Source organism: Collinsella aerofaciens (assembly GCF_902501475.1).
Taxonomy (GTDB): Bacteria; Actinomycetota; Coriobacteriia; order Coriobacteriales; family Coriobacteriaceae; genus Collinsella; species Collinsella aerofaciens_AL.
Genome location: NZ_CABWIF010000006.1, coordinates 31,026 through 48,692 on the forward strand (window position 1 = coordinate 31,026; position 17,667 = coordinate 48,692).

At 59.9% G+C, this 17,667-nt stretch carries 16 protein-coding genes; 12 read left to right on the forward strand and 4 right to left on the reverse strand.

Annotated features, from left to right (window positions below; all coding sequences use genetic code 11):
- Positions 1-344: 344 nt before the first annotated feature.
- The 6 genes from GDJ93_RS01930 to GDJ93_RS01955 all read left to right on the forward strand — a co-directional run bounded on the left by GDJ93_RS01930 (position 345) and on the right by GDJ93_RS01955 (position 6,340).
- On the forward strand, positions 345-1,817 hold the full coding sequence (locus tag GDJ93_RS01930; RefSeq protein WP_152067556.1) for a PTS fructose transporter subunit IIC: 1,473 nt from the start codon (positions 345-347) through the stop codon (positions 1,815-1,817).
- Positions 1,818-1,961: 144 nt separating this feature from the next.
- The gene (locus GDJ93_RS01935) at positions 1,962-3,236 is read left to right on the forward strand and encodes a class II D-tagatose-bisphosphate aldolase non-catalytic subunit (protein ID WP_138375049.1); all 1,275 of its coding nucleotides are present in this window, start codon (positions 1,962-1,964) and stop codon (positions 3,234-3,236) included.
- A gap of 124 nt (positions 3,237-3,360) precedes the next feature.
- Positions 3,361-4,044 carry a fructose-6-phosphate aldolase gene (fsa, locus tag GDJ93_RS01940; protein ID WP_006235616.1) on the forward strand — a complete coding sequence of 228 codons (684 nt, stop codon included), beginning with the start codon at positions 3,361-3,363 and terminating at the stop codon, positions 4,042-4,044.
- Between the two features lie 63 nt (positions 4,045-4,107).
- Positions 4,108-4,938 (forward strand): transketolase, encoded by an 831-nt coding sequence (locus GDJ93_RS01945; RefSeq protein ID WP_152067557.1) that lies wholly within the window; start codon positions 4,108-4,110, stop codon positions 4,936-4,938.
- A complete protein-coding gene (locus GDJ93_RS01950; protein ID WP_152067558.1) occupies positions 4,938-5,876 on the forward strand; it encodes a transketolase family protein in 939 nt (312 codons plus the stop codon). The genes GDJ93_RS01945 and GDJ93_RS01950 overlap by 1 nt, the downstream gene beginning before the upstream one ends.
- 11 nt (positions 5,877-5,887) lie before the next feature.
- A complete protein-coding gene (locus GDJ93_RS01955) occupies positions 5,888-6,340 on the forward strand; it encodes a PTS sugar transporter subunit IIA (RefSeq protein ID WP_152067559.1) in 453 nt (150 codons plus the stop codon).
- An 865-nt stretch (positions 6,341-7,205) separates the two neighbouring features.
- Here the strand turns inward: GDJ93_RS01955 and larE are convergent.
- Positions 7,206-8,084: an ATP-dependent sacrificial sulfur transferase LarE gene (larE, locus tag GDJ93_RS01960; protein ID WP_152067560.1), complete on the reverse strand. Its 879-nt coding sequence runs from the start codon at positions 8,082-8,084 to the stop codon at positions 7,206-7,208.
- Positions 8,085-8,252: 168 nt separating this feature from the next.
- Here larE and GDJ93_RS01965 point away from each other — a divergent pair, with 168 nt between their 5' ends.
- On the forward strand, positions 8,253-8,903 hold the full coding sequence (locus GDJ93_RS01965; protein WP_152067561.1) for an HAD family hydrolase: 651 nt from the start codon (positions 8,253-8,255) through the stop codon (positions 8,901-8,903).
- Positions 8,904-9,015: 112 nt separating this feature from the next.
- On the opposite strand, the gene GDJ93_RS01970 is transcribed toward GDJ93_RS01965, so the two are convergent.
- Entirely contained in the window at positions 9,016-10,128 is a 1,113-nt protein-coding gene (locus tag GDJ93_RS01970) for a LacI family DNA-binding transcriptional regulator (RefSeq protein WP_226812417.1), read from the reverse strand.
- A gap of 312 nt (positions 10,129-10,440) precedes the next feature.
- Between GDJ93_RS01970 and glmS the strand changes: the two genes are divergently transcribed.
- Complete coding sequence (gene glmS / locus GDJ93_RS01975; protein ID WP_117582939.1) at positions 10,441-12,288, forward strand: glutamine--fructose-6-phosphate transaminase (isomerizing); 1,848 nt, start codon at positions 10,441-10,443, stop codon at positions 12,286-12,288.
- Between the two features lie 114 nt (positions 12,289-12,402).
- Here glmS and GDJ93_RS01980 read toward each other — a convergent pair whose 3' ends face one another.
- Positions 12,403-13,104 (reverse strand): GntR family transcriptional regulator, encoded by a 702-nt coding sequence (locus GDJ93_RS01980; protein ID WP_050766156.1) that lies wholly within the window; start codon positions 13,102-13,104, stop codon positions 12,403-12,405.
- Positions 13,105-13,297: 193 nt separating this feature from the next.
- On the opposite strand from GDJ93_RS01980, the gene GDJ93_RS01985 reads away from it, so the two are divergent.
- The 3 genes from GDJ93_RS01985 to GDJ93_RS01995 all read left to right on the forward strand — a co-directional run bounded on the left by GDJ93_RS01985 (position 13,298) and on the right by GDJ93_RS01995 (position 16,476).
- The gene (locus GDJ93_RS01985; RefSeq protein ID WP_152067563.1) at positions 13,298-14,332 is read left to right on the forward strand and encodes a YeiH family protein; all 1,035 of its coding nucleotides are present in this window, start codon (positions 13,298-13,300) and stop codon (positions 14,330-14,332) included.
- A gap of 266 nt (positions 14,333-14,598) precedes the next feature.
- Positions 14,599-15,816, forward strand: a complete 1,218-nt coding sequence (locus GDJ93_RS01990; RefSeq protein WP_152067564.1) for a helix-turn-helix domain-containing protein — start codon at positions 14,599-14,601, stop codon at positions 15,814-15,816.
- An 84-nt stretch (positions 15,817-15,900) separates the two neighbouring features.
- A complete protein-coding gene (locus GDJ93_RS01995) occupies positions 15,901-16,476 on the forward strand; it encodes a hypothetical protein (RefSeq protein ID WP_152067565.1) in 576 nt (191 codons plus the stop codon).
- Positions 16,477-16,540: 64 nt separating this feature from the next.
- Here the strand turns inward: GDJ93_RS01995 and GDJ93_RS02000 are convergent, their stop codons facing one another.
- On the reverse strand, positions 16,541-17,062 hold the full coding sequence (locus GDJ93_RS02000; RefSeq protein WP_152067566.1) for a nitroreductase family protein: 522 nt from the start codon (positions 17,060-17,062) through the stop codon (positions 16,541-16,543).
- Between the two features lie 294 nt (positions 17,063-17,356).
- Here GDJ93_RS02000 and GDJ93_RS02005 point away from each other — a divergent pair, with 294 nt between their 5' ends.
- The gene (locus tag GDJ93_RS02005; protein WP_193221416.1) at positions 17,357-17,647 is read left to right on the forward strand and encodes a CDP-alcohol phosphatidyltransferase; all 291 of its coding nucleotides are present in this window, start codon (positions 17,357-17,359) and stop codon (positions 17,645-17,647) included.
- The last annotated feature ends 20 nt before the right edge of the window (positions 17,648-17,667 follow it).

Here is a 17,667-nt window from a genome sequence, read left to right on the forward strand (position 1 = left end):
TGAGCGGCTTTTTCCTTTCATATGAGTATGCAACAAATGCGGCATACGGGTGGGGTCGAAATTTGTGACCGGCATGCGCATCTGCCGTCTACCGAGAAAATCAAATACTTCTTGACTTTTGAAATCGAGGGCAAAATCGCAGGATTCATTTTTGGTTAAACGCATAACTAAATCGCATAACCAACGCTCTGACCTGCGCGTTTACCGAAATAAGCTGGCATTAAGAAAAACGAGCACCTATATTGTTCTTGTCGAAAAGACAGCAAGTCCAAACGGCAGGGGATGCTCCGGAGGCCTCCGCAAACGGTGTCTTGCGCACGCAACTCTATGAAAAGAGGGAAGCAATGAAGATCGTAGGCGTTGCCGCCTGTACTGTGGGTATCGCCCACACGTATATGGCCCAGAAGGCGATTCAGGATGAATGCGCCGCCCGTGGCATCGAGTGCAAGGTCGAGGCTCAGGGTGGCCTGGGTATCGAGAATGAGCTCACGCAGGAAGACGTGGACTCCGCCGACCTGGTCCTGGAGTCCGTCGACGTGGGTGTCGAGAACGAGGACCGTTTTGAGCAGAAGATGGCCGAGGGCAAGTTCCTGAAGGTCGGCACCTCTGATGTAATCGCCGATCCGGTAAAGATCATCGACCAGGCCATTGAGATCATCAAGGCGACGGGTGGCGCCGTTGACGCGCCCAAGGCCGAGGCCAAGGCAGAGAAGAAGGCCGTCTCCGCTGCCCCGCAGGCCCCGACACCGGCGTCCAAGCAGTCTATCTTTGCCGATCCTGGCAAGACGCTGCTCAATGCATTCAATACCGGCGTTTCCTATTTTATCCCCATCGTCGTTATCGGCGGCGTGTTCCTCGCCTTCTCGCTGGCATCCGGTACCGCCGGCGCCAACGGCATGGAGGTTACGAACCCGCTGATGGTGAGTCTTAACACCATCGGCATGGCCGGCATCTCCATGATGATCCCGGTGCTTGCGGCATACATCGCCTACTCGATGGCTGGCAAGCCCGCGCTCGCCCCCGGTTTTGTCCTGGGCTACCTGGTCAACAACGCAGTCGTTACCCCTAACGGCAACAGCGTTTCGACCGGCTTCTTGGGCGCCATGATCATGGCGGTCATCTGCGGCTACTTTGTCCGCTGGATGAAGACCTGGAAGGTCAACAACACCATCCAGACCATCATGCCCATCCTGATCATCCCGATTCTGACCTCGCTTGTCCTGGGCATGGCCTATATCTACATCCTGGCCACGCCGCTTGGCTTTGTGATGGACTGGCTCACCGGCGTGCTCGGCAGCCTGCAGGGCGGTTCCGCAGTTGTCCTGGGTCTGGTCATTGGCGTTATGACCGCCTTCGATATGGGCGGCCCCATCAACAAGACCGCCTCGACCTTCACCATGGCCATCATGGCCTCCGGCATCTATGGCCCCAACGGTATGTTCCGCGTCGCCGTCGCCATTCCCCCGATTGCCTGCGGCCTTGCTGCGCTCATCGCCAAGAACAAGTTCGATGACGCCGATCGCCAGATGGGTATCTCCGCACTGTTCATGGGCTGCATCGGCATTACCGAGGGCGCTATCCCCTTCGCGGTCAAGGACCTTGGCCACACCCTGCCCGGCATCTGCATCGGCTCTGCCGTGGGCGCGGCGCTCGCCGCCTTCCAGGGTATCGACTGCTACGTCCCGCACGGTGGCTTTATCGTCGCCCTTGCCACCAACAACGTCGCGCTGTTCTGCCTGGACATCGTGATTGGCGCCGTGGTCGCCGCTGCAATCCTGATTGCCATGAAGCCCACGCTCGACAAGCAGGCCAAGTAAACCTTTAAGGACTCCGGTTGTGCGGAGGGATGGATTTGACTCCGCACAACCGCCCCTACACAACAAAATCCATCCGTACTGATAGGGCCCACATCTGGGTCCCAGGGAACTTTTGTCAAAAATCCTCTGGAGAAGGAGAACAAAATGTCCAACCTCACCATCCGCCAGGCCGTTCAGGGCATGCTCAAACTGCAGGATAGCGGCGATCACGCAACCATGGTCGGCATTGGCCCCATGAGCCCCAACCTGATTCAGGCCGTGTTCGAGCTTGCCAAGGACGAGGATTTCCCGCCCATGTTTATCGCCAGCCGCAACCAGGTCGATATGGACGAGATGGGCGCCGGCTACGTCAACGGTTGGGACCAGACGCGCTTTGCCGCCGACATCAAGAAGGTCGCCGACGAGGTGGGTTACACCGGTCCGTACTACCTGTGCCGAGATCACGGCGGTCCGTGGCAGCGCGACGAGGAGCGTAACGCCCACCTGCCCGAGGACGAGGCCATGGAGCTCGCCCGCAAGTCCTTCGTCGCCGACATGGAGGCAGGCTTTGACCTGCTGATGGTCGACCCCACCAAGGATCCCTATCAGATCGGCAAGGTTATTCCGCTCGACGTGGTGCTTCGCCGCACGATCGATCTTATCGACTACCTTGAGCAGTACCGTCGCGAGCATAACCTGCCCGAGGTCGCCTATGAGGTCGGTACCGAGGAGACCAATGGCGGCTTGACCTCTACCGATAAGTACGAGGAGTTCATTTCTCAGCTGCAGCCCGAGCTCGAGAAGCGCGGCTGCCCCATGCCCACCTTTATCGTCGGCCAGACCGGCACCCTTACCCGCTGGACGGAGCAGGTCGGTCACTACAACTTCAAGAACGCCCGCGAGCTTGCCGATATGGCCAAGCGCTATGGCGTGGGCCTGAAGGAGCACAACGCCGACTATCTGGACGACGCGACGCTGCTCGAGCACATCCCGGCACACGTGACCGCCTCCAACGTCGCTCCGCAGTATGGCACCGAGGAGACCCGCGCCTACCTCAAGCTCTGCGCCACCGAGCAGATCCTGGTCGACAACGGTCTGTGCGATGACCCCTCCGACCTGTATCACACGCTGCTGGTCAAGGCTATCAAGACCGAGCGCTGGCGCAAGTGGATGACTGGCGACGACGTCAACCTGCAGGTCGATGACATCCTTGCCGACGATGAGCTCAGCCTGAAGATCCTGGATGTCTCCGGCCACTATGCGTTCAACGATCCCGAGGTCAAGGAGCAGGTCGAGAAGCTCTATCGCAACCTCGCTGCCCAGGACATCGACGGCAAGCGCTTTGTGATCGAGCACATCAAGCGCCCGATCAAGCAGTACGTCGTCGGTCTTAACCTCAAGGGCGTCACGAGCCGCATCGAGGCCGCTCTTGCCGAGTAAGTAGCTTTTCCTACGCGACGCCGGGCCTGGGGCATGTCCCAGCTGCAGGCCCGGCACATGGGACAAAGGGGCAGTCCCTTTGTCCCATTCTTTTGAGTTTTAGCTTCCTTTGAAGGGGTTCACCATGAAGTTCTTTATCGATACCGCCAATCTGGACGAGATTGCCGAGGCCAAGAGCTGGGGCTGCCTGGCCGGTGTTACCACCAACCCGTCCCTGTACGCCAAGACCGGCGGCAAGCTTGCCGACTTTGAGCCGCATATGCTCAAGATTGCCGAGCTCTGCGAGGGCCTGCCCGTTTCCGCCGAGTCTACCGCTACCACTGCCGAGGGTATGATCGAGGAGGGCAAGCGCCTTGCCGCCCTCGCCCCCAACATCGTGGTCAAGCTTCCCGTGTGCGAGGCCGGCCTTGCCGCCTGCCGTGCGCTGGCCGATGCTGGCGTGCGCGTCAACATGACGCTCGTCTTCTCGCCGACGCAGGCCCTTATGGCCGCCAATGCCGGTGCTCGCTACATCAGCCCGTTTGTCGGTCGTTTCGATGACATCGCCGAGGACGGTATCTCGCAGCTCGACAACGTCGTGACCTGCATTAAGAACTACGACTGGACGGGCAAGAACGTCGACGACACCGTCGAGATCATCACCGCCTCGGTTCGTACGCCCAACCACGTGACCCAGGCCGCGCTACTCGGTGCCGATATTGCGACCGTGCCCATGGCCGCTCTCAAGAAGTGCCTGCATCATCCGCTGACCGACCAGGGCCTCGCCTCTTTTGAGGCTGACTGGCAGAAGGTCGTCGCTCAGGCTTAACGAGTGGATTGCCCCGGCATCGCGTCATCCGGTGCCGGGGTTGTTCTCAAGAGAGGAATTCGTATGACCAACCAGGAGCTGGCGAAGGTCGCCAATGAGGTCAGGAAGGGTGTCGTGACTGCGGTTCACGCGGCCAAGTCGGGACACCCGGGTGGATCGCTCGGTGCTGCCGACATCATGACGTATCTGTACTTTGAGGAAATGAATATCGATCCTGCCGACCCTCACAAGGCCGATCGCGATCGCTTTGTGCTCTCCAAGGGTCACGCGGCGCCGGGCCTGTATTCGGTGTTGGCAAATCGCGGCTATTTTCCCGTCGAAGAGCTCGAGACGCTCCGTCATATTGGCAGCCGACTGCAGGGCCATCCCAACATGAACGACGCCCCTGGCATCGATATGTCCACCGGATCGCTCGGTCAGGGCATCTCTGCTGCAGTTGGAATGGCGCTTGCCGCTAAGCACTGGGGCGACGGCTACCGTGTCTACACGTTGCTGGGCGACGGTGAGTGCGAGGAAGGCCAGGTGTGGGAGGCGGCCATGTTCGCCGGCAACCACGACCTGGATAACCTCGTCGCTATCGTCGATCATAATGGCTTGCAAATTGACGGCAGTATCGACGAAGTTAACTCGGCTATGCCACTTGCCGACAAGTTCCGCGCTTTTAAGTGGCATGTGATCGAGCTCGCCGACGGTAACGACATGGCGCAGATTGCCGCCGCCTTTGCCGAGGCTCGCAAGGTGAGCGCCTCGCCCGTGGCCATTATCGCCGAGACGGTGAAGGGCAAAGGCGTCTCCTTTATGGAAAACCAGGTGGGCTGGCACGGCAAGGCACCCAACGATGAACAGTTTGAGCAGGCCATGGCCGAGCTCGCAGCAGCAGGGGAGGAGCTCTAATGGCAGACGTCAAGAAAGTCGCCACGCGCGTTAGCTATGGCGAGGCACTTGTCGAGCTGGGCAATGAGCGCGATGACTTTGTGGTTCTCGATGCCGACCTGGCCGCCGCCACGCAGACCGGTAAGTTTAAGGCTGCGCACCCTGAGCGCTTCTACGACGCCGGCATTGCCGAGAGCAACCTGATGGGTCTTGCCGCCGGCATCGCGACCACGGGCCGCGTTGCTTTTGCGAGCACCTTTGCGATGTTTGCCGCCGGTCGCGCCTACGAGCAGGTCCGCAATTCCATTGGCTACCCGCACCTCAACGTCAAGATTGGCGCTACCCATGCCGGCATTTCGGTGGGCGAGGACGGCGCCACGCACCAGTGCTGCGAGGATATCGCACTCATGCGCACGATTCCGGGTATGACGGTGGTCGTTCCCGCCGACGACGTCGAGACTCGCGCCTGTGTGCGCGCCGCCTATGAGTTTGAGGGCCCGGTTTACATGCGCTTCGGCCGCCTGGCAACACCGGTCATCAACGATCACGAGGACTATGAGTTCAAGATTGGTCGCGGCGTGGTCGTGCGCGAGGGGTCCGATGTGACTATCGTCGCATGCGGCCTTATGGTCGCCGAGGCGCTTGAGGCTGCCGAGACGCTCGCTGCCGATGGCATCGATGCCGAGGTCATCAACATGCACACGATCAAGCCGCTCGATGAGCGCCTGGTGGTTGCCAGCGCCAAGAAGACCGGTCGCGTGGTCACCGCCGAGGAGCATTCGATTATCGGTGGTCTTGGCGAGGCTGTGGCCTCGGTGCTCGCGGAGCAGCATCCGGTGCCGATGCGACGCGTCGGCGTGCGCGATGTGTATGGTGAATCCGGCCCTGCGGTCGATTTGCTGCACAAGTACGGTTTGGACGCCGACGGCATCGAAGCTGCGGTCAGGTCTGTGTTGTAAGGAAGGTTTCCATGGGATTTGTATCTGCCAACCAAGTGACGATCGGGTATACCGCCGCCTCGCGCGAGGACGCCCTGCATTATTTGTCCGAGCAGGCCATCGAGCTCGGCTTTGCCGATGACGCGTCTGCCGTAGAGGCTGCCTTTATTGCTCGCGAGAACGAGGCCGAGACCGGCCTTGTCGCCGGTTTTGCCGTTCCACATGCCAAAAGCGACGCGATTCACACGCCGGGCGTTGCCGTGCTTAAGCTGGTTGAGCCCGTTGAATGGCCGAGCTTCGATGGGGTGCCCGTCGATGTTGCGCTCGCGCTGTACGTGCCCGCCGGCGAGGCTGGAACTACGCACCTGCGTCTGCTCTCCAAGGCTGCCGTGATGCTGATGGATGCCGACTTCCGTGACAAAGTGCGCGCGAGCACCGATCCCGTTGAGATTGCGGAGCTCATCAATAGCGGACTCGAAGACTAGAACGGTCGTCCCGTTCAATCAATCGATCCTTCTCCAAGGAAAAGGGCCGCGACGCCATATAGGTGTCGCGGCCCTGTTTGCGTTTCCCCAGATAAAACCTACCAAAATAAACCTGTCCCTTTTTGGCAGGCCTGCGGGTCAATGCCCGTCAAACGAAGTTGCGGTGGAATAGTTCCTGTTTATGCCCGATAGGCTGCAAAAAAGGAACTATTCCACCGCAACTTAGGGTGCGGTTGGGGGTGTATGCGTTTTGAGAGCAGGACCCATGGTTAGAGAGATTACGCTCGTCTCTCTAAATGTCTCTCTAAAGAGAAAGTAGGCTAGAGAGATAGTCTTAGGTAATCTAGCAGTGAATTCGATACATCTCTCTAAATGTCTCTCTAAAACAAGGTGCTTATCTCTCTAAAGTTAGAGAGATATACGAAACTTTAGAGAGATAAATCTATTGTTTTAGAGAGACGGAATGCCAAATCTCATCCGTCCTTTATCTGCCAAAAATGGCAGATAAAGGACTCATTGAGGTAATGGGCTCATCGACGAGCCGCAATCGCCGATATCGGAAGAAGTAGATGCAGCCGAGTCGCCCCTCTAGCGTCTCTCGAAGTTGGATGGGTGCTAGAGGGGTGATTGTCTTGCGATATTTCCCCAGATAAAACCTGCCAAAATGAACCTGTCCCTTATTGGCAGGTCAGTTAACGCAGTCCAGGTTGAGCATATGCGAGCGAGCGGGCTCCGGGTGCGGCAAGGTGACGTGAAACAAGCGGGCGCTGACCTTTTGGTCGCGCCCGTGCAGTTGAACGTCAGATTGCCGTGCCCGGGGCCTGCGCAGCGCCGAGCGGTTACGCCGTTTGTAAAACGGCGTAACTTAAAGGTTCATGTTGCCGTGGATGTAGGGGGTGACCTCGGGGGAGATATGGTCGCAGCCCAGCTCGCGCAGCGCGGACTCGATAACGGCGGGCAGCGGGGTCTTGCCCTTGTCGTCGACGGCGGCACCGCCGAGGGCGGCAATCTTGGCGACATCTGCGGGTGCGGCCTCGATATGCATGCAACCGCCGATCAAGCGCGCGCGTACCTGTGCCAGATCAAGATCGTACAGGTAATCCTCGCAGGCGCGGATTAAATCGACCTTCTCGCGCGTAAGCTCCTCGCCCGTGGGGACGCGCGTGGCAAGACATGCTCCCGCCGGCAGGTTCCAAACGGGATAACCCCATGCGCGCAGCAGCTCGCGCTCTTCGTCCTTGGTAAAGCCGACCTCCATGAGAGGGGATCGTACGCCGAGCTCTTCTGCCGCGCGCATGCCGGGACGGTAGTCACCGCGATCGCTTGCATTGCTGCCATCGATGACGGTGGGAAAGCCGAGCGACTTGGCGTGGTTGACGATGGCGGTAAAGCCGGCGTGCTTGCAGTGGTAGCAGCGATTAGCATCGTTGCAGGCTACTTGGGGGAGCTGCAGCTGATCCACCGAAAGATTGAGCACGGGGAGCTTAAAATGCGGCCCCTCATTGGCCTGTCCATCAACGGACTGCTCAAACGAAGTCTGTTCGGGCGTGCCGATGAGCGGCGTGGTGAGATGGACGAGGAGGGTATTGGTAGGCATGATGCGGGCGCAGACCGCGGCCAAAAAGCTGCTGTCGACACCACCGGAAAAGCCGATGGCGACGCGTCCGTATGCCAAAAGCAGCTGCTCGAGTGCTGCGAGTTTGTCCTGAAGCTCCTCTGCGGGTGCGGCGGTGTCTGAAAGCATGAAAGTTCCTTACAGATATTAAAGCTCGGATGAAACTATAATCCCACCGAGCTGCTTGTCATAAGACTTCCAGCTATGTAACGAAAGTGCAATATGCTATATACGTTATATACAAGCTTGTAAAGTGCGGTAGAGTGGCAGTAATGCAATCCGGCGAGGGGGACCGATATGATCAAGGCTGTTATTTTTGACATGGATGGAACGCTGGTCGATACCGAGCGTTTGGGGATTAGGGCCTGGAAGGCAGGCGCCGCTGAGCTGGGGCTCGCGATTGACGATGCGCTGATCCATCAGTTTATCGGTCGCACGCTACCCGATGTCATGGACATCCTCGATAAGCATTACGGCAGCCACGAGACCGCCGAGGCGATCTATGTCCGCCACAAGGAGATTCGCGACGAGATGGTCAAGACCGAGCTGGAGCTTAAGGCCGGCGCCGCCGAGTGCCTAGACGAGCTGCTGGCTGCGGGCTATCACGTGGGTCTAGCGACGTCGTCGCGCCACGTTACCGCCGAGCGCAACCTTAAAGCATTCGGTCTCTTTGACAAGTTTGAGACCGTGACCTGCGGCGAGGACGTCGTGCACGGCAAGCCCGACCCCGAGATGTATCTGCTCGCCTGCGAGCGCGCGGGCTTTGCTCCCGAGGAATGTGCCGTGGTCGAGGATTCGCGCAACGGCTGCGTCTCGGGCATTACGGCCGGCTGCCACGTCTTTGCCGTTCCTGACATTGTTCCGCTGCCGCAGGACGTGGTGGATGGCTGCGAGGCCGTGCTCGATACGTTGTTCGACCTTTCGGCGGCAGTTAAAGCCGCGCGCTAGACAATTGCGGCGTTGAAACGAGCAATTGCTCACGTTTGCGCTTAAGCAAAAGGGCCCGGCAATGGTCGGGCCCCTTTTGCTTAAGCGGCGACATAGCATACTTGCGGGCGTGCTACAGATATGCGCCTAGGTTGATGGCCGTGGCGTCGGTCTGGGTGCTTGCCTGGGTGCTGGCGCGCTCCAGTAGGAACGGACGTACCAGTTCTTGGCGGTTGATATCCTCGGCGGCGGTGACTGCGGTGACGGTGCGCGCGGCAGAGCCGATGTGGACGTGCTTGGTCTTCGCCGGGGCCTTGTTCTCGATTTGCTCCATGAGCAATTGAACGCCCTTGCGCCCAATCTCGTAGCCCGGGGGCGCTACCGTAGTGAGCGGGACCGATCCGCTCCAAGCGAGCGGGTTGCCATCGCAACCTGCTACGCGTACTTGCCCGGGGACAGAGATGCCCTTGTCGACCAGCGCCGAGATAACGCCCGAGGCCAACACGTCGGTCAGGCCGACGACAAAATCGGGGCGTTCGTCGGCGGGGCGCGCGGCGATTTGGGCGCCGATGCCGTAGCCGTCGGCGGCGGTATTCCATTCGCCGGCGTCGATGACTTCGATCTTGATATCGGGGTGTAGGGCGAGTGCCTTATGAATGCCAAGGACGCGCAGGGTGAGTTGCATAAATGCTGCTCTACCCACAACGGTGATATGGCGTGCACCGCGGGCGATGGCGAGTTCGGCAATGATGCGACCCTGGGCCTCGTTGTCGGCCGCTACGTAGTAGCCGGGCTCGGAGCAATGGATGTCCAGGTGGACGATCGGCACGGGCATCTTGGTCATGGCGGGGTGCCAGTCGGGGGATGCCATGGGCTGAACCATGACGCCGGACATCTGGGTGCCCATAAAGTAGCGCAGGTAATGGTCCTCGAGAATATCGTCGTTATCGGCGTTGGCGATGAGCAGGTCGTAGCCGTGCTTGCGGGCCTCGTTGTGGGCACCGCTGGCGATTTGGAGTGAAAAGCCGTGGTCGAGACGGGGGAGCACCAGGCCAAAGGACTTGGTGGCGCCGCCCGCGAGCTGACGAGCGCTTTGGTTGGGCAGGTAGCCCAGTCGATTGATGGTTTCGTTAATGAGCTTGAGGGTCTCGGGACGCAACTTTTCGGGATGGTTGAGCGCGTTGGAAACCGTGCCCAACGAAACCCCGGCCTCGCGCGCGACGTCGCTGATTTTTACCTTTGCCATAGCGGCCCCTTTGATGCGTTTCAAGTACAAGCCAGATTGTAGCATCCCAAACCTTCCAAAAAGGGACAGGTTTATTTTGGCAGGTTTTATCTGGGGAAACGCCGTTGCCAGCGCGACCACCACGAAGGGGACAGGCACCTTTGCGGTGGTTTGGACCGGCTGGGCATGTGTGCATCGGGTGGTATCTAAGTTGAGATACCACTTCTGGTATATCAGCTTGCGCTTGCGTGAGTATAATACTCGAACGTTATACGTCTCAGCGCCCCCTGTGCGTGGACGTCTTGCAGTCACGCGAACGAAGGGATTTATCCTATGTGCGGAATTGTCGGCTACACCGGCTCTGATATTGCAAAGAACATCCTGGTCACGGGCCTCAAGCGCATGGAGTATCGCGGCTATGATTCCTCGGGCGTCGCGCTCGAGGTGGGCGAGGGCGCCGCGGCGCACCTCGACGTCATCCGCCGCGTGGGCAAGGTCGCGGGCCTGGAGAGCGAGCTTTCCAACATCGACAGCGACGCTACCTGCGGTATCGGCCATACCCGTTGGGCCACCCACGGCAAGCCCTCCGTCGTTAACGCTCACCCCCACACCAGCTGCGACGGTCGTATCGCCATCGTCCACAACGGTATCATCGAGAACTTCGCCGAGCTGCGCGAAGAGCTGGAGGGTCGCGGCCACCACTTTAAGAGCGAGACCGATACCGAGGTCTTCGCGCATCTGATCGAAGAGGCTTATGCCGAGACGCACGACCTGATGGCCTCCGTGCGCGAGGCGTGCACCCACGTGGTCGGTGCCTATGGTCTGGCCGCCGTGTGCGCTGACGAGCCCGGCGTGATCGCCGTGGCCCGCAAGGATTCCCCGATCGTAGTCGGCGTGGGCGAAACCGGCTCCTATGTCGCCTCCGATGTCATCGCGCTCATCGACGCAACCCGCGACGTCGTGGTGCTCGAGGACGGCCAGTTTGCCAAGCTCACGCCCGCAGGCGTCGAGTATACCGACGAGGCCGGCAACGTTATCGAGCCCAAGGTCACCCACATCGACTGGGACCTGGACATGGCAGAAAAGGGTGGTTACCCCGACTTTATGCTCAAGGAAATCCACGAGCAGCCGCGCGTCGTGCGCGACACGCTGGTCGGTCGTATGACGCCGGCCGGCGAGCTCGACATCGACGAACTGGGCCTTTCGCTCGAGGAGCTCAACGACATCGACCGCGTCTACGTGATCGCTTGCGGCACCAGCTATCACGCTGGCCTCATTGCTAAGAATCTCATTGAGGGCTGGGCTCGCATCCCCACTGAGGTTGAGGCAGCCAGCGAGTTCCGTTATCGCAATCCCATCATTACGCCGACGACGCTTGTCGTTGCCGTGTCCCAGTCGGGCGAGACGGCCGATACCCTTGCCGCCATTCGCGACGCGCGCATCAAGGGCGCCAAGGTCTTCGGCATCACCAACGTGGTGGGCAGCCCCGTGGCGCGTGAGAGCGACGGCGTCATCTACACCAAGGCCAACAAGGAGATCGCAGTCGCCTCGACCAAGAGCTTCATCGGCCAGGTCGTGAGCCTCACGCTTTTGGCTTTGCTGCTGGCGCAGGTCAAGTACCGCTTGACCACCAAGCAGGCGCGCATGCTGTTCCGCGAGCTTTCCGATACGGCCGAGCAGATCCAGTGGATTTTGGATACCCAGACCGAGGCCGTGCATGAGGCCGCCCTGCTGTGCAAGGACGCGCAGTCGGCGCTGTTCGTGGGTCGCGGCATGGGTGCCGCTATTTCCTACGAGGGCGCGCTCAAGCTCAAGGAGGTCAGCTACCTGCACGCCGAGGCCTACGCCGCCGGCGAGATGAAGCACGGCCCCATTGCCCTGATCGACCCGGGCTTCCCCGTCATCGCTGTGGCCACCAAGAGTGCCACCTACGACAAGACCGTGTCGAACCTCATGGAGTGCAAGGCGCGCGGCGCCAAGGTCATCGTCGTTGCCACCGAGGGCGACGAGGAGATCAACAAGATCGCCGACTGCATCATCCGTGTGCCGGCAGTCCGTGACGTGTTCAGCCCCATCACGGCGAGCGTCCCGCTGCAGTTGCTCGCTCGCGAGGTCGCCATCCTGCGCGGTTGCGACGTTGACCAGCCCCGCAACCTCGCCAAGAGCGTCACGGTAGAGTAGTTGGTTCCGCCGTTCTAGCGACTAAGGCCCGGCTCCGCATCAAGACGGAGCCGGGCCTTTTCAGCATTTGCCCAGATAAAACCTGCCAAAATAAACCTGTCCCTTTTTGGCAGGTTAGCGGAGCTTGCTGGTCTCGAAGTACTCGGGGAACTGGTCCAGAACCTCGGTTTGGTTGCGGAACATCATGTGCAGGTGCTTGCTGACCAAAAAGCTCGCTTCGATGGGGTCGCGACCGGCGATAGCGCGGCGAATCTGCTTGTGCTCGTTCACGATGTCCTGATTGTCGAGAACCTGCGTTGCGGCGCGCAGCCAGCGGAAGCGCTCCAGGTCGGCATTGGTCTCTTCGAGCCACGACCACACGGTGCTGCGACATGCGATGCTAAAAATCATGTGATGCATGAGGTTGTCGCTCAAAAAGAAGCCGATGCGATCCTCTTCGGCCATGGCCTTTTCCTGCAGCACGATGGCGCGGTCGAGCTGCTCGATGCCTGCCGAGGTGGCGCGCGCACAGCACTCCACGATCACCTGCTTTTCCAGATGCTCGCGGATGTAACAGGCACTCTCGGCAAGGGTGAGGTTGATGGGTGAGACGTAGGTGCCGCTCTGGGGCACGGTGCGCACCAGGCCTTCCTGCGCCAAGCGAACCAAAGCCTCGCGCACGGGCGTGCGACCCATGTCCAGGTCATCGCAAAGCTGCTTGACGCCCAGCTTTTCGCCCGGCTTGTAGTCCAGGTAGACGATTTTGCGTCGAATGGTGTGGTAGGACTGGTCCTGTAGGCTCGTTTCCTGCTCGCCGACGTGCATCGATTCTTCCATAGCGCCTCGCAACTGTTCTATCAAACTCATATGTCAGTTGTTAATTATGCCGCGAATCAGCTCTCCGCGGTGGGTAATTCGGCTGTTGCTCAAGAACGATTGCGGCATCTTAGTCTGTATTTGCGCAAGGCTGCGCTCAATGTTGCCGTATCATAAGCCGTCGCAAACGTGAAATAGAAAGAAGGAATCCCATATGCAACTGGCAAATATCGTACGCGAGCGCTGGAAAGGCGTCTTGTTCTGCCTGATCGTCGCCATTCCCGCGACGTTGCTCGGCAAACAAATTGAGGTGGTCGGTGGTCCGGTGTTTGCCATCCTCTTTGGCATGGTCCTGGCGCTCGTCTTTCCCAAGAATCGTCGCGAACAGCTCGCCGCCGGCGTCACCTATACGTCCAAAAAAGTCTTGCAGTACGCGGTTATCCTGCTTGGCTTTGGCATGAACCTCTCCCAGATCCTGTCCAAGGGCGCCCAGTCGCTGCCGATTATCGTGGCGACGATCTCGACCTCGCTTGTCATCGCCTTCGTGCTTTGCCGCGTCATGAACGTGCCGGGCAAGATCGCGACGCTTGTGGGCGTGGGTTCGTCGATTTGCGGCGGTTCTGCCATTGCCGCGACCGCACCCGTCATCGATGCCGACGATCGCGAGATTGCCCAGGCCATTTCGGTCATCTTCCTGTTTAACGTTATCGCGGCGCTCGTGTTTCCGACGCTCGGCGGCATGCTCGGGCTGACCAACGAGGGCTTTGGCCTGTTTGCCGGCACCGCCATCAACGACACCTCGTCCGTAACGGCTGCGGCGAGTGCCTGGGACAGCATGCATCCCGGCGCCAATGTGCTCGAGAGCGCCACGGTGGTCAAGCTCACCAGGACGCTGGCCATTATCCCCATCACGTTGGTCCTCGCATGCTGGCAGATGCATCTGGCGCGCAAAGCCGGCGGCGACGCCAAAAGCACGTTCTCGCTTAAACGCGCGTTTCCCATGTTCGTGCTGTTCTTTGTGCTGGCGAGCGTGATCACCACGGTGCTTCAGCTTCCCGCGTCCTTTACGGCGCCCATCAAGGAGCTGTCGAAGTTCTTTATTGTGATGGCCATGGCGGCTATTGGTTTTAATACCGATATCGTCGAGCTGGTCAAAAAGGGCGGCAAGCCCATCGCGCTGGGCTTTTGCTGCTGGATTGGCATTGCGTGCATGAGTTTGGGAATGCAACACGTGCTGGGAATCTGGTAGAGAAGTAGCTTATTTGCGTGCTGCGTGCTGGTGAGCACGTGCCTGCGGTGGAGCGATAGGAGCTCTTGCGGGTATGGCTTGTCCGCAGGTTTATAAGTCCCGAAGAGCTCTTATCGCCCCGCCAGGATGGCGATGCGGGGCAACACCTATACTCGCAGGACGGCGCTTTCTGCCCTATAGTGTTTGATGAGCAATATCGTTCAATTTTGAAACACTCGGTCGTGCGACCGTCGGCGGTTGCACGTCGCCGCGGACAGGGGCAAATCATGGATAGCGATGCCAAACTGAACATCTTGACCGATGTCCTAGCTGCCGCTGGGGCCTCGGCATTGGCAATCGATGCGCATGGGGACGTCGCGATCTCAACCATGAATGACGCGTCGCTTGAGCGGGATGTGGCGGCTTTTGTAGCTGAGCGCTTCGACCGTATAGGAGACGGCGCGCGTCTGGTTATGGGACGTGCGGGTGCGCGCCTGAGCCTGACCGTTCGCCCCACCGACAAAGAGGGCGGGGGCCTTTGGGTCGTCGTGGTCCGCGAGGTGCGCGGTGCCGCGGCGCATGCGGGTATCGAGTGGCTCAACGCCGACGAAGTTGAGGCCCGCTACGAATCGAGCGCGTACGGCATCGTTGAGGGGGCGGCCTCGGTGGCTGCGCCGGTTGCAGAGAGTTACGCGCGCGGTGTGCCCCTTATGCTCGAGGGCGAGCTGGGAGCGGGTCAGGTCGAGATCGCCAAGCGCCTCTATCTGGACGGTCCTTTTGTCGGTCAGCCCTTTGTTTCCGTTGCGCTCGATGAGCTCACCGAGCGCGGTTGGCGCCATATGCTCAAAAGCGCCGAATCGCCGTTGTTCCAAACGGGGCTGACCCTTTGCATTGAGGGCTGGAACGCGGTTGGCCCCCAGCGCCTCCGCGAGCTGGTCTCCACGATGACCGACACCGCGTTGGCGACGCGCTGCCATGTGGTGCTGACAGCGAATGACATGCCGGGCGGCGGCGAAAGTGATCAAGCCGCCTTTGTGACCGAGCGCTTCGCCTGTGCGGTGAGCGTGGCGCCGGCAATCGCCGAGCAGGGAGCCGCGTCGACGAAGGTTGCGCGCTATTTGGAGTATCTCGCTGATGCATTTGGGACGGCAGCGCCCGCGCTGTCCGCCGCCGCGGCGAAGACGCTCGATGCTTACCGCTGGCCGCGCAATTATCTGCAGCTCCGCGAGGTCTCGGAACGACTGTATATATTGGTGGGGGCGGGCACGGTGGACCGCGCTGTGGCGGAGGAAGTGCTCGCCCAAGAGGACGTGATTAAGACCGCAACCTTTGGCGCCCCGACGCTCGAAAGTGACCTGTATATCCTGCGACCGCTGGCCGATACCGAGCGAGATATCGCGCATCTGGTTGTAGATCATCTCCACGGCAACCGAACCCGTGCGGCGGAGGTGCTGGGCATAAGCCGTACAACGCTGTGGCGCTTGCTGAAGGACGATGACCGTTGAGCGAGGCGCCCGTGACCGCGCGCGACGCGTGTGCTACAGTCCAAAGCGTTATTGTTTCGATTTGGTTACGGCGTGCGAGGGCATATGGCTGAGACTTCAAAACCGAGCCGCAGAAGGCGGAGTGCCGCGCCGGTCAACCGACGCACAACATCGGTGACGTGGGGCAAACACGCCTCGGGGTTTGATGGCTCGTTCAAGCGTACTAAATACGGCTACCCTTCGGCAAGCGCCCGCTTGGCAATGCAGGCAGAGTCCTCGCTATGGGGCCGGAAACGCGTGGTGGGCTCAAAGCTCAAGCACGATGGAACGCTCGGTTACATCAGCCGCGGGGCGGCTCGCCGCAGCGGACTCAATCCGGCTGGTTGGCATCGTTATGTTCCGATCGCGGTCGTCGTTGCAGTGATCGTCATCGCACTCGCTGCGCTTGGCTACGCCGGCGGTGGCGCCAACTTGGACGCAGTGTTTAAATCGCCCGAGCTCGCGCATGCAGGCACAGAAGTTGTCGAGGGCGCTCAGACCCAGACGGGCGTCGCGCCCCAGCGCGGTATCGTCGCGGCGGCCTCCACCATCGCCGATGCACAAAAGGACGAAGACAAGCAAGGCGACGACGCCGAAACGACCCAGACGAACGAAACGACGACAACGGCGACGTCAATATAAGTTGCGAGTGGGGTAGCTAAAATAGCCCCGTCCCAAATTAGCTACCCCTGCTGACGTTCCTGTACTATTTCACGTACACCACGTTGTTGCGGCGCGGCTTTGCCTCGGGTAGCGTGTCCTCGGCATAGCCCAGAATGCAGTGACCGACACCGCGCAGGCTGCCATCGGCGGGCAGGCCCCAGCTGGCCAGCAGCTCCAGGCCCTCGGGCGAGTCAAAGACCTCATGCGCGCGGTGAATCCAGCACGAATCGACACCCAGTGCATAGGCGGCGTTGAGCAAGTTGCCCATAGCGAGCGAGCCGTCTTCCAGATGTGTGGGCACGCTGCGGTCAACCAGCACCACCACAACGGTCTTGGCGCCATAGAAGGGATCGCCGTTGCTGCCCATGACCTGGGCGTTGAGCTGTGAGAGACGCTCGACGGTCGCGGGGTCGGTGACGGCGACAAACGTCACCGGCTGGCGGCCCATGCCGCTCGGTGCATATTGGCCGGCTTCGATAATACGTGCAAGCTTTTCGGCCTCGACGGGACGATCGCTGTAGTTGCGGCAGCTGCGGCGGTGAATGAGTGCTTCGATAGTCTCCATGGTGTCTCCTTGCGGTGGCGTTGCAGATGCCCCGTTCATACCCGTCGGGCTCAAACGATAGACGGTCAATTGCCTGGCCAAAAGGATAGATTCCAATTGGGAAAGTAGGTTTGCATAAAAGTACCTTCAGAATGTGACAAACAAATGGGATGGTTAAACGTTTTATCCCGTCTACCCTGCGGTTTTTTACCACTTGCCTAAATGACGAACGCATAACCTCTGATAAAGGTTTTACTAAAGGAGTACCAACGTTTATCAATGCGCCGTGGTGGCGCCGGGGCAGGAGGTAACATCATGTTCCAGGCTGGAGATGTCGTCGAGACCGATTTCGAAGGATTTCTGAAGCTGCTGCGTTCCAAGACGCGCGCTTTCGTGTCGATTAACGATCACGAGTACTACATCACGCACACCGATGGCTATTGGCGTGTTCAGGATTGCGAGGCCCTCAACGACAAGGGCCACTTTACTGACTGCTCCGAGCTGGTCAACACGATCTGCGAGGTCGTCGAGCTGCCGTGGATTGCCGGCAAAAGCCTGCATGACAGCTTCTCGGGCGCTACGGTCTATGAGGCCGTCGCCGCTTAACAGGCAATAAAACCCGATTT

What these genes read in the sequence shown, in the direction of transcription:
- GDJ93_RS01930 (WP_152067556.1), top strand. Translation starts at nt 345, where the DNA reads ATGAAGATCGTAGGCGTTGCCGCCTGTACTGTGGGTATCGCCCACACG.
- GDJ93_RS01935 (WP_138375049.1), top strand. Translation starts at nt 1,962, where the DNA reads ATGTCCAACCTCACCATCCGCCAGGCCGTTCAGGGCATGCTCAAACTG.
- fsa (WP_006235616.1), top strand. Translation starts at nt 3,361, where the DNA reads ATGAAGTTCTTTATCGATACCGCCAATCTGGACGAGATTGCCGAGGCC.
- GDJ93_RS01945 (WP_152067557.1), top strand. Translation starts at nt 4,108, where the DNA reads ATGACCAACCAGGAGCTGGCGAAGGTCGCCAATGAGGTCAGGAAGGGT.
- GDJ93_RS01950 (WP_152067558.1), top strand. Translation starts at nt 4,938, where the DNA reads ATGGCAGACGTCAAGAAAGTCGCCACGCGCGTTAGCTATGGCGAGGCA.
- GDJ93_RS01955 (WP_152067559.1), top strand. Translation starts at nt 5,888, where the DNA reads ATGGGATTTGTATCTGCCAACCAAGTGACGATCGGGTATACCGCCGCC.
- larE (WP_152067560.1), bottom strand. Translation starts at nt 8,084, where the DNA reads ATGCTTTCAGACACCGCCGCACCCGCAGAGGAGCTTCAGGACAAACTC.
- GDJ93_RS01965 (WP_152067561.1), top strand. Translation starts at nt 8,253, where the DNA reads ATGATCAAGGCTGTTATTTTTGACATGGATGGAACGCTGGTCGATACC.
- GDJ93_RS01970 (WP_226812417.1), bottom strand. Translation starts at nt 10,128, where the DNA reads ATGGCAAAGGTAAAAATCAGCGACGTCGCGCGCGAGGCCGGGGTTTCG.
- glmS (WP_117582939.1), top strand. Translation starts at nt 10,441, where the DNA reads ATGTGCGGAATTGTCGGCTACACCGGCTCTGATATTGCAAAGAACATC.
- GDJ93_RS01980 (WP_050766156.1), bottom strand. Translation starts at nt 13,104, where the DNA reads ATGGAAGAATCGATGCACGTCGGCGAGCAGGAAACGAGCCTACAGGAC.
- GDJ93_RS01985 (WP_152067563.1), top strand. Translation starts at nt 13,298, where the DNA reads ATGCAACTGGCAAATATCGTACGCGAGCGCTGGAAAGGCGTCTTGTTC.
- GDJ93_RS01990 (WP_152067564.1), top strand. Translation starts at nt 14,599, where the DNA reads ATGGATAGCGATGCCAAACTGAACATCTTGACCGATGTCCTAGCTGCC.
- GDJ93_RS01995 (WP_152067565.1), top strand. Translation starts at nt 15,901, where the DNA reads ATGGCTGAGACTTCAAAACCGAGCCGCAGAAGGCGGAGTGCCGCGCCG.
- GDJ93_RS02000 (WP_152067566.1), bottom strand. Translation starts at nt 17,062, where the DNA reads ATGGAGACTATCGAAGCACTCATTCACCGCCGCAGCTGCCGCAACTAC.
- GDJ93_RS02005 (WP_193221416.1), top strand. Translation starts at nt 17,357, where the DNA reads ATGTTCCAGGCTGGAGATGTCGTCGAGACCGATTTCGAAGGATTTCTG.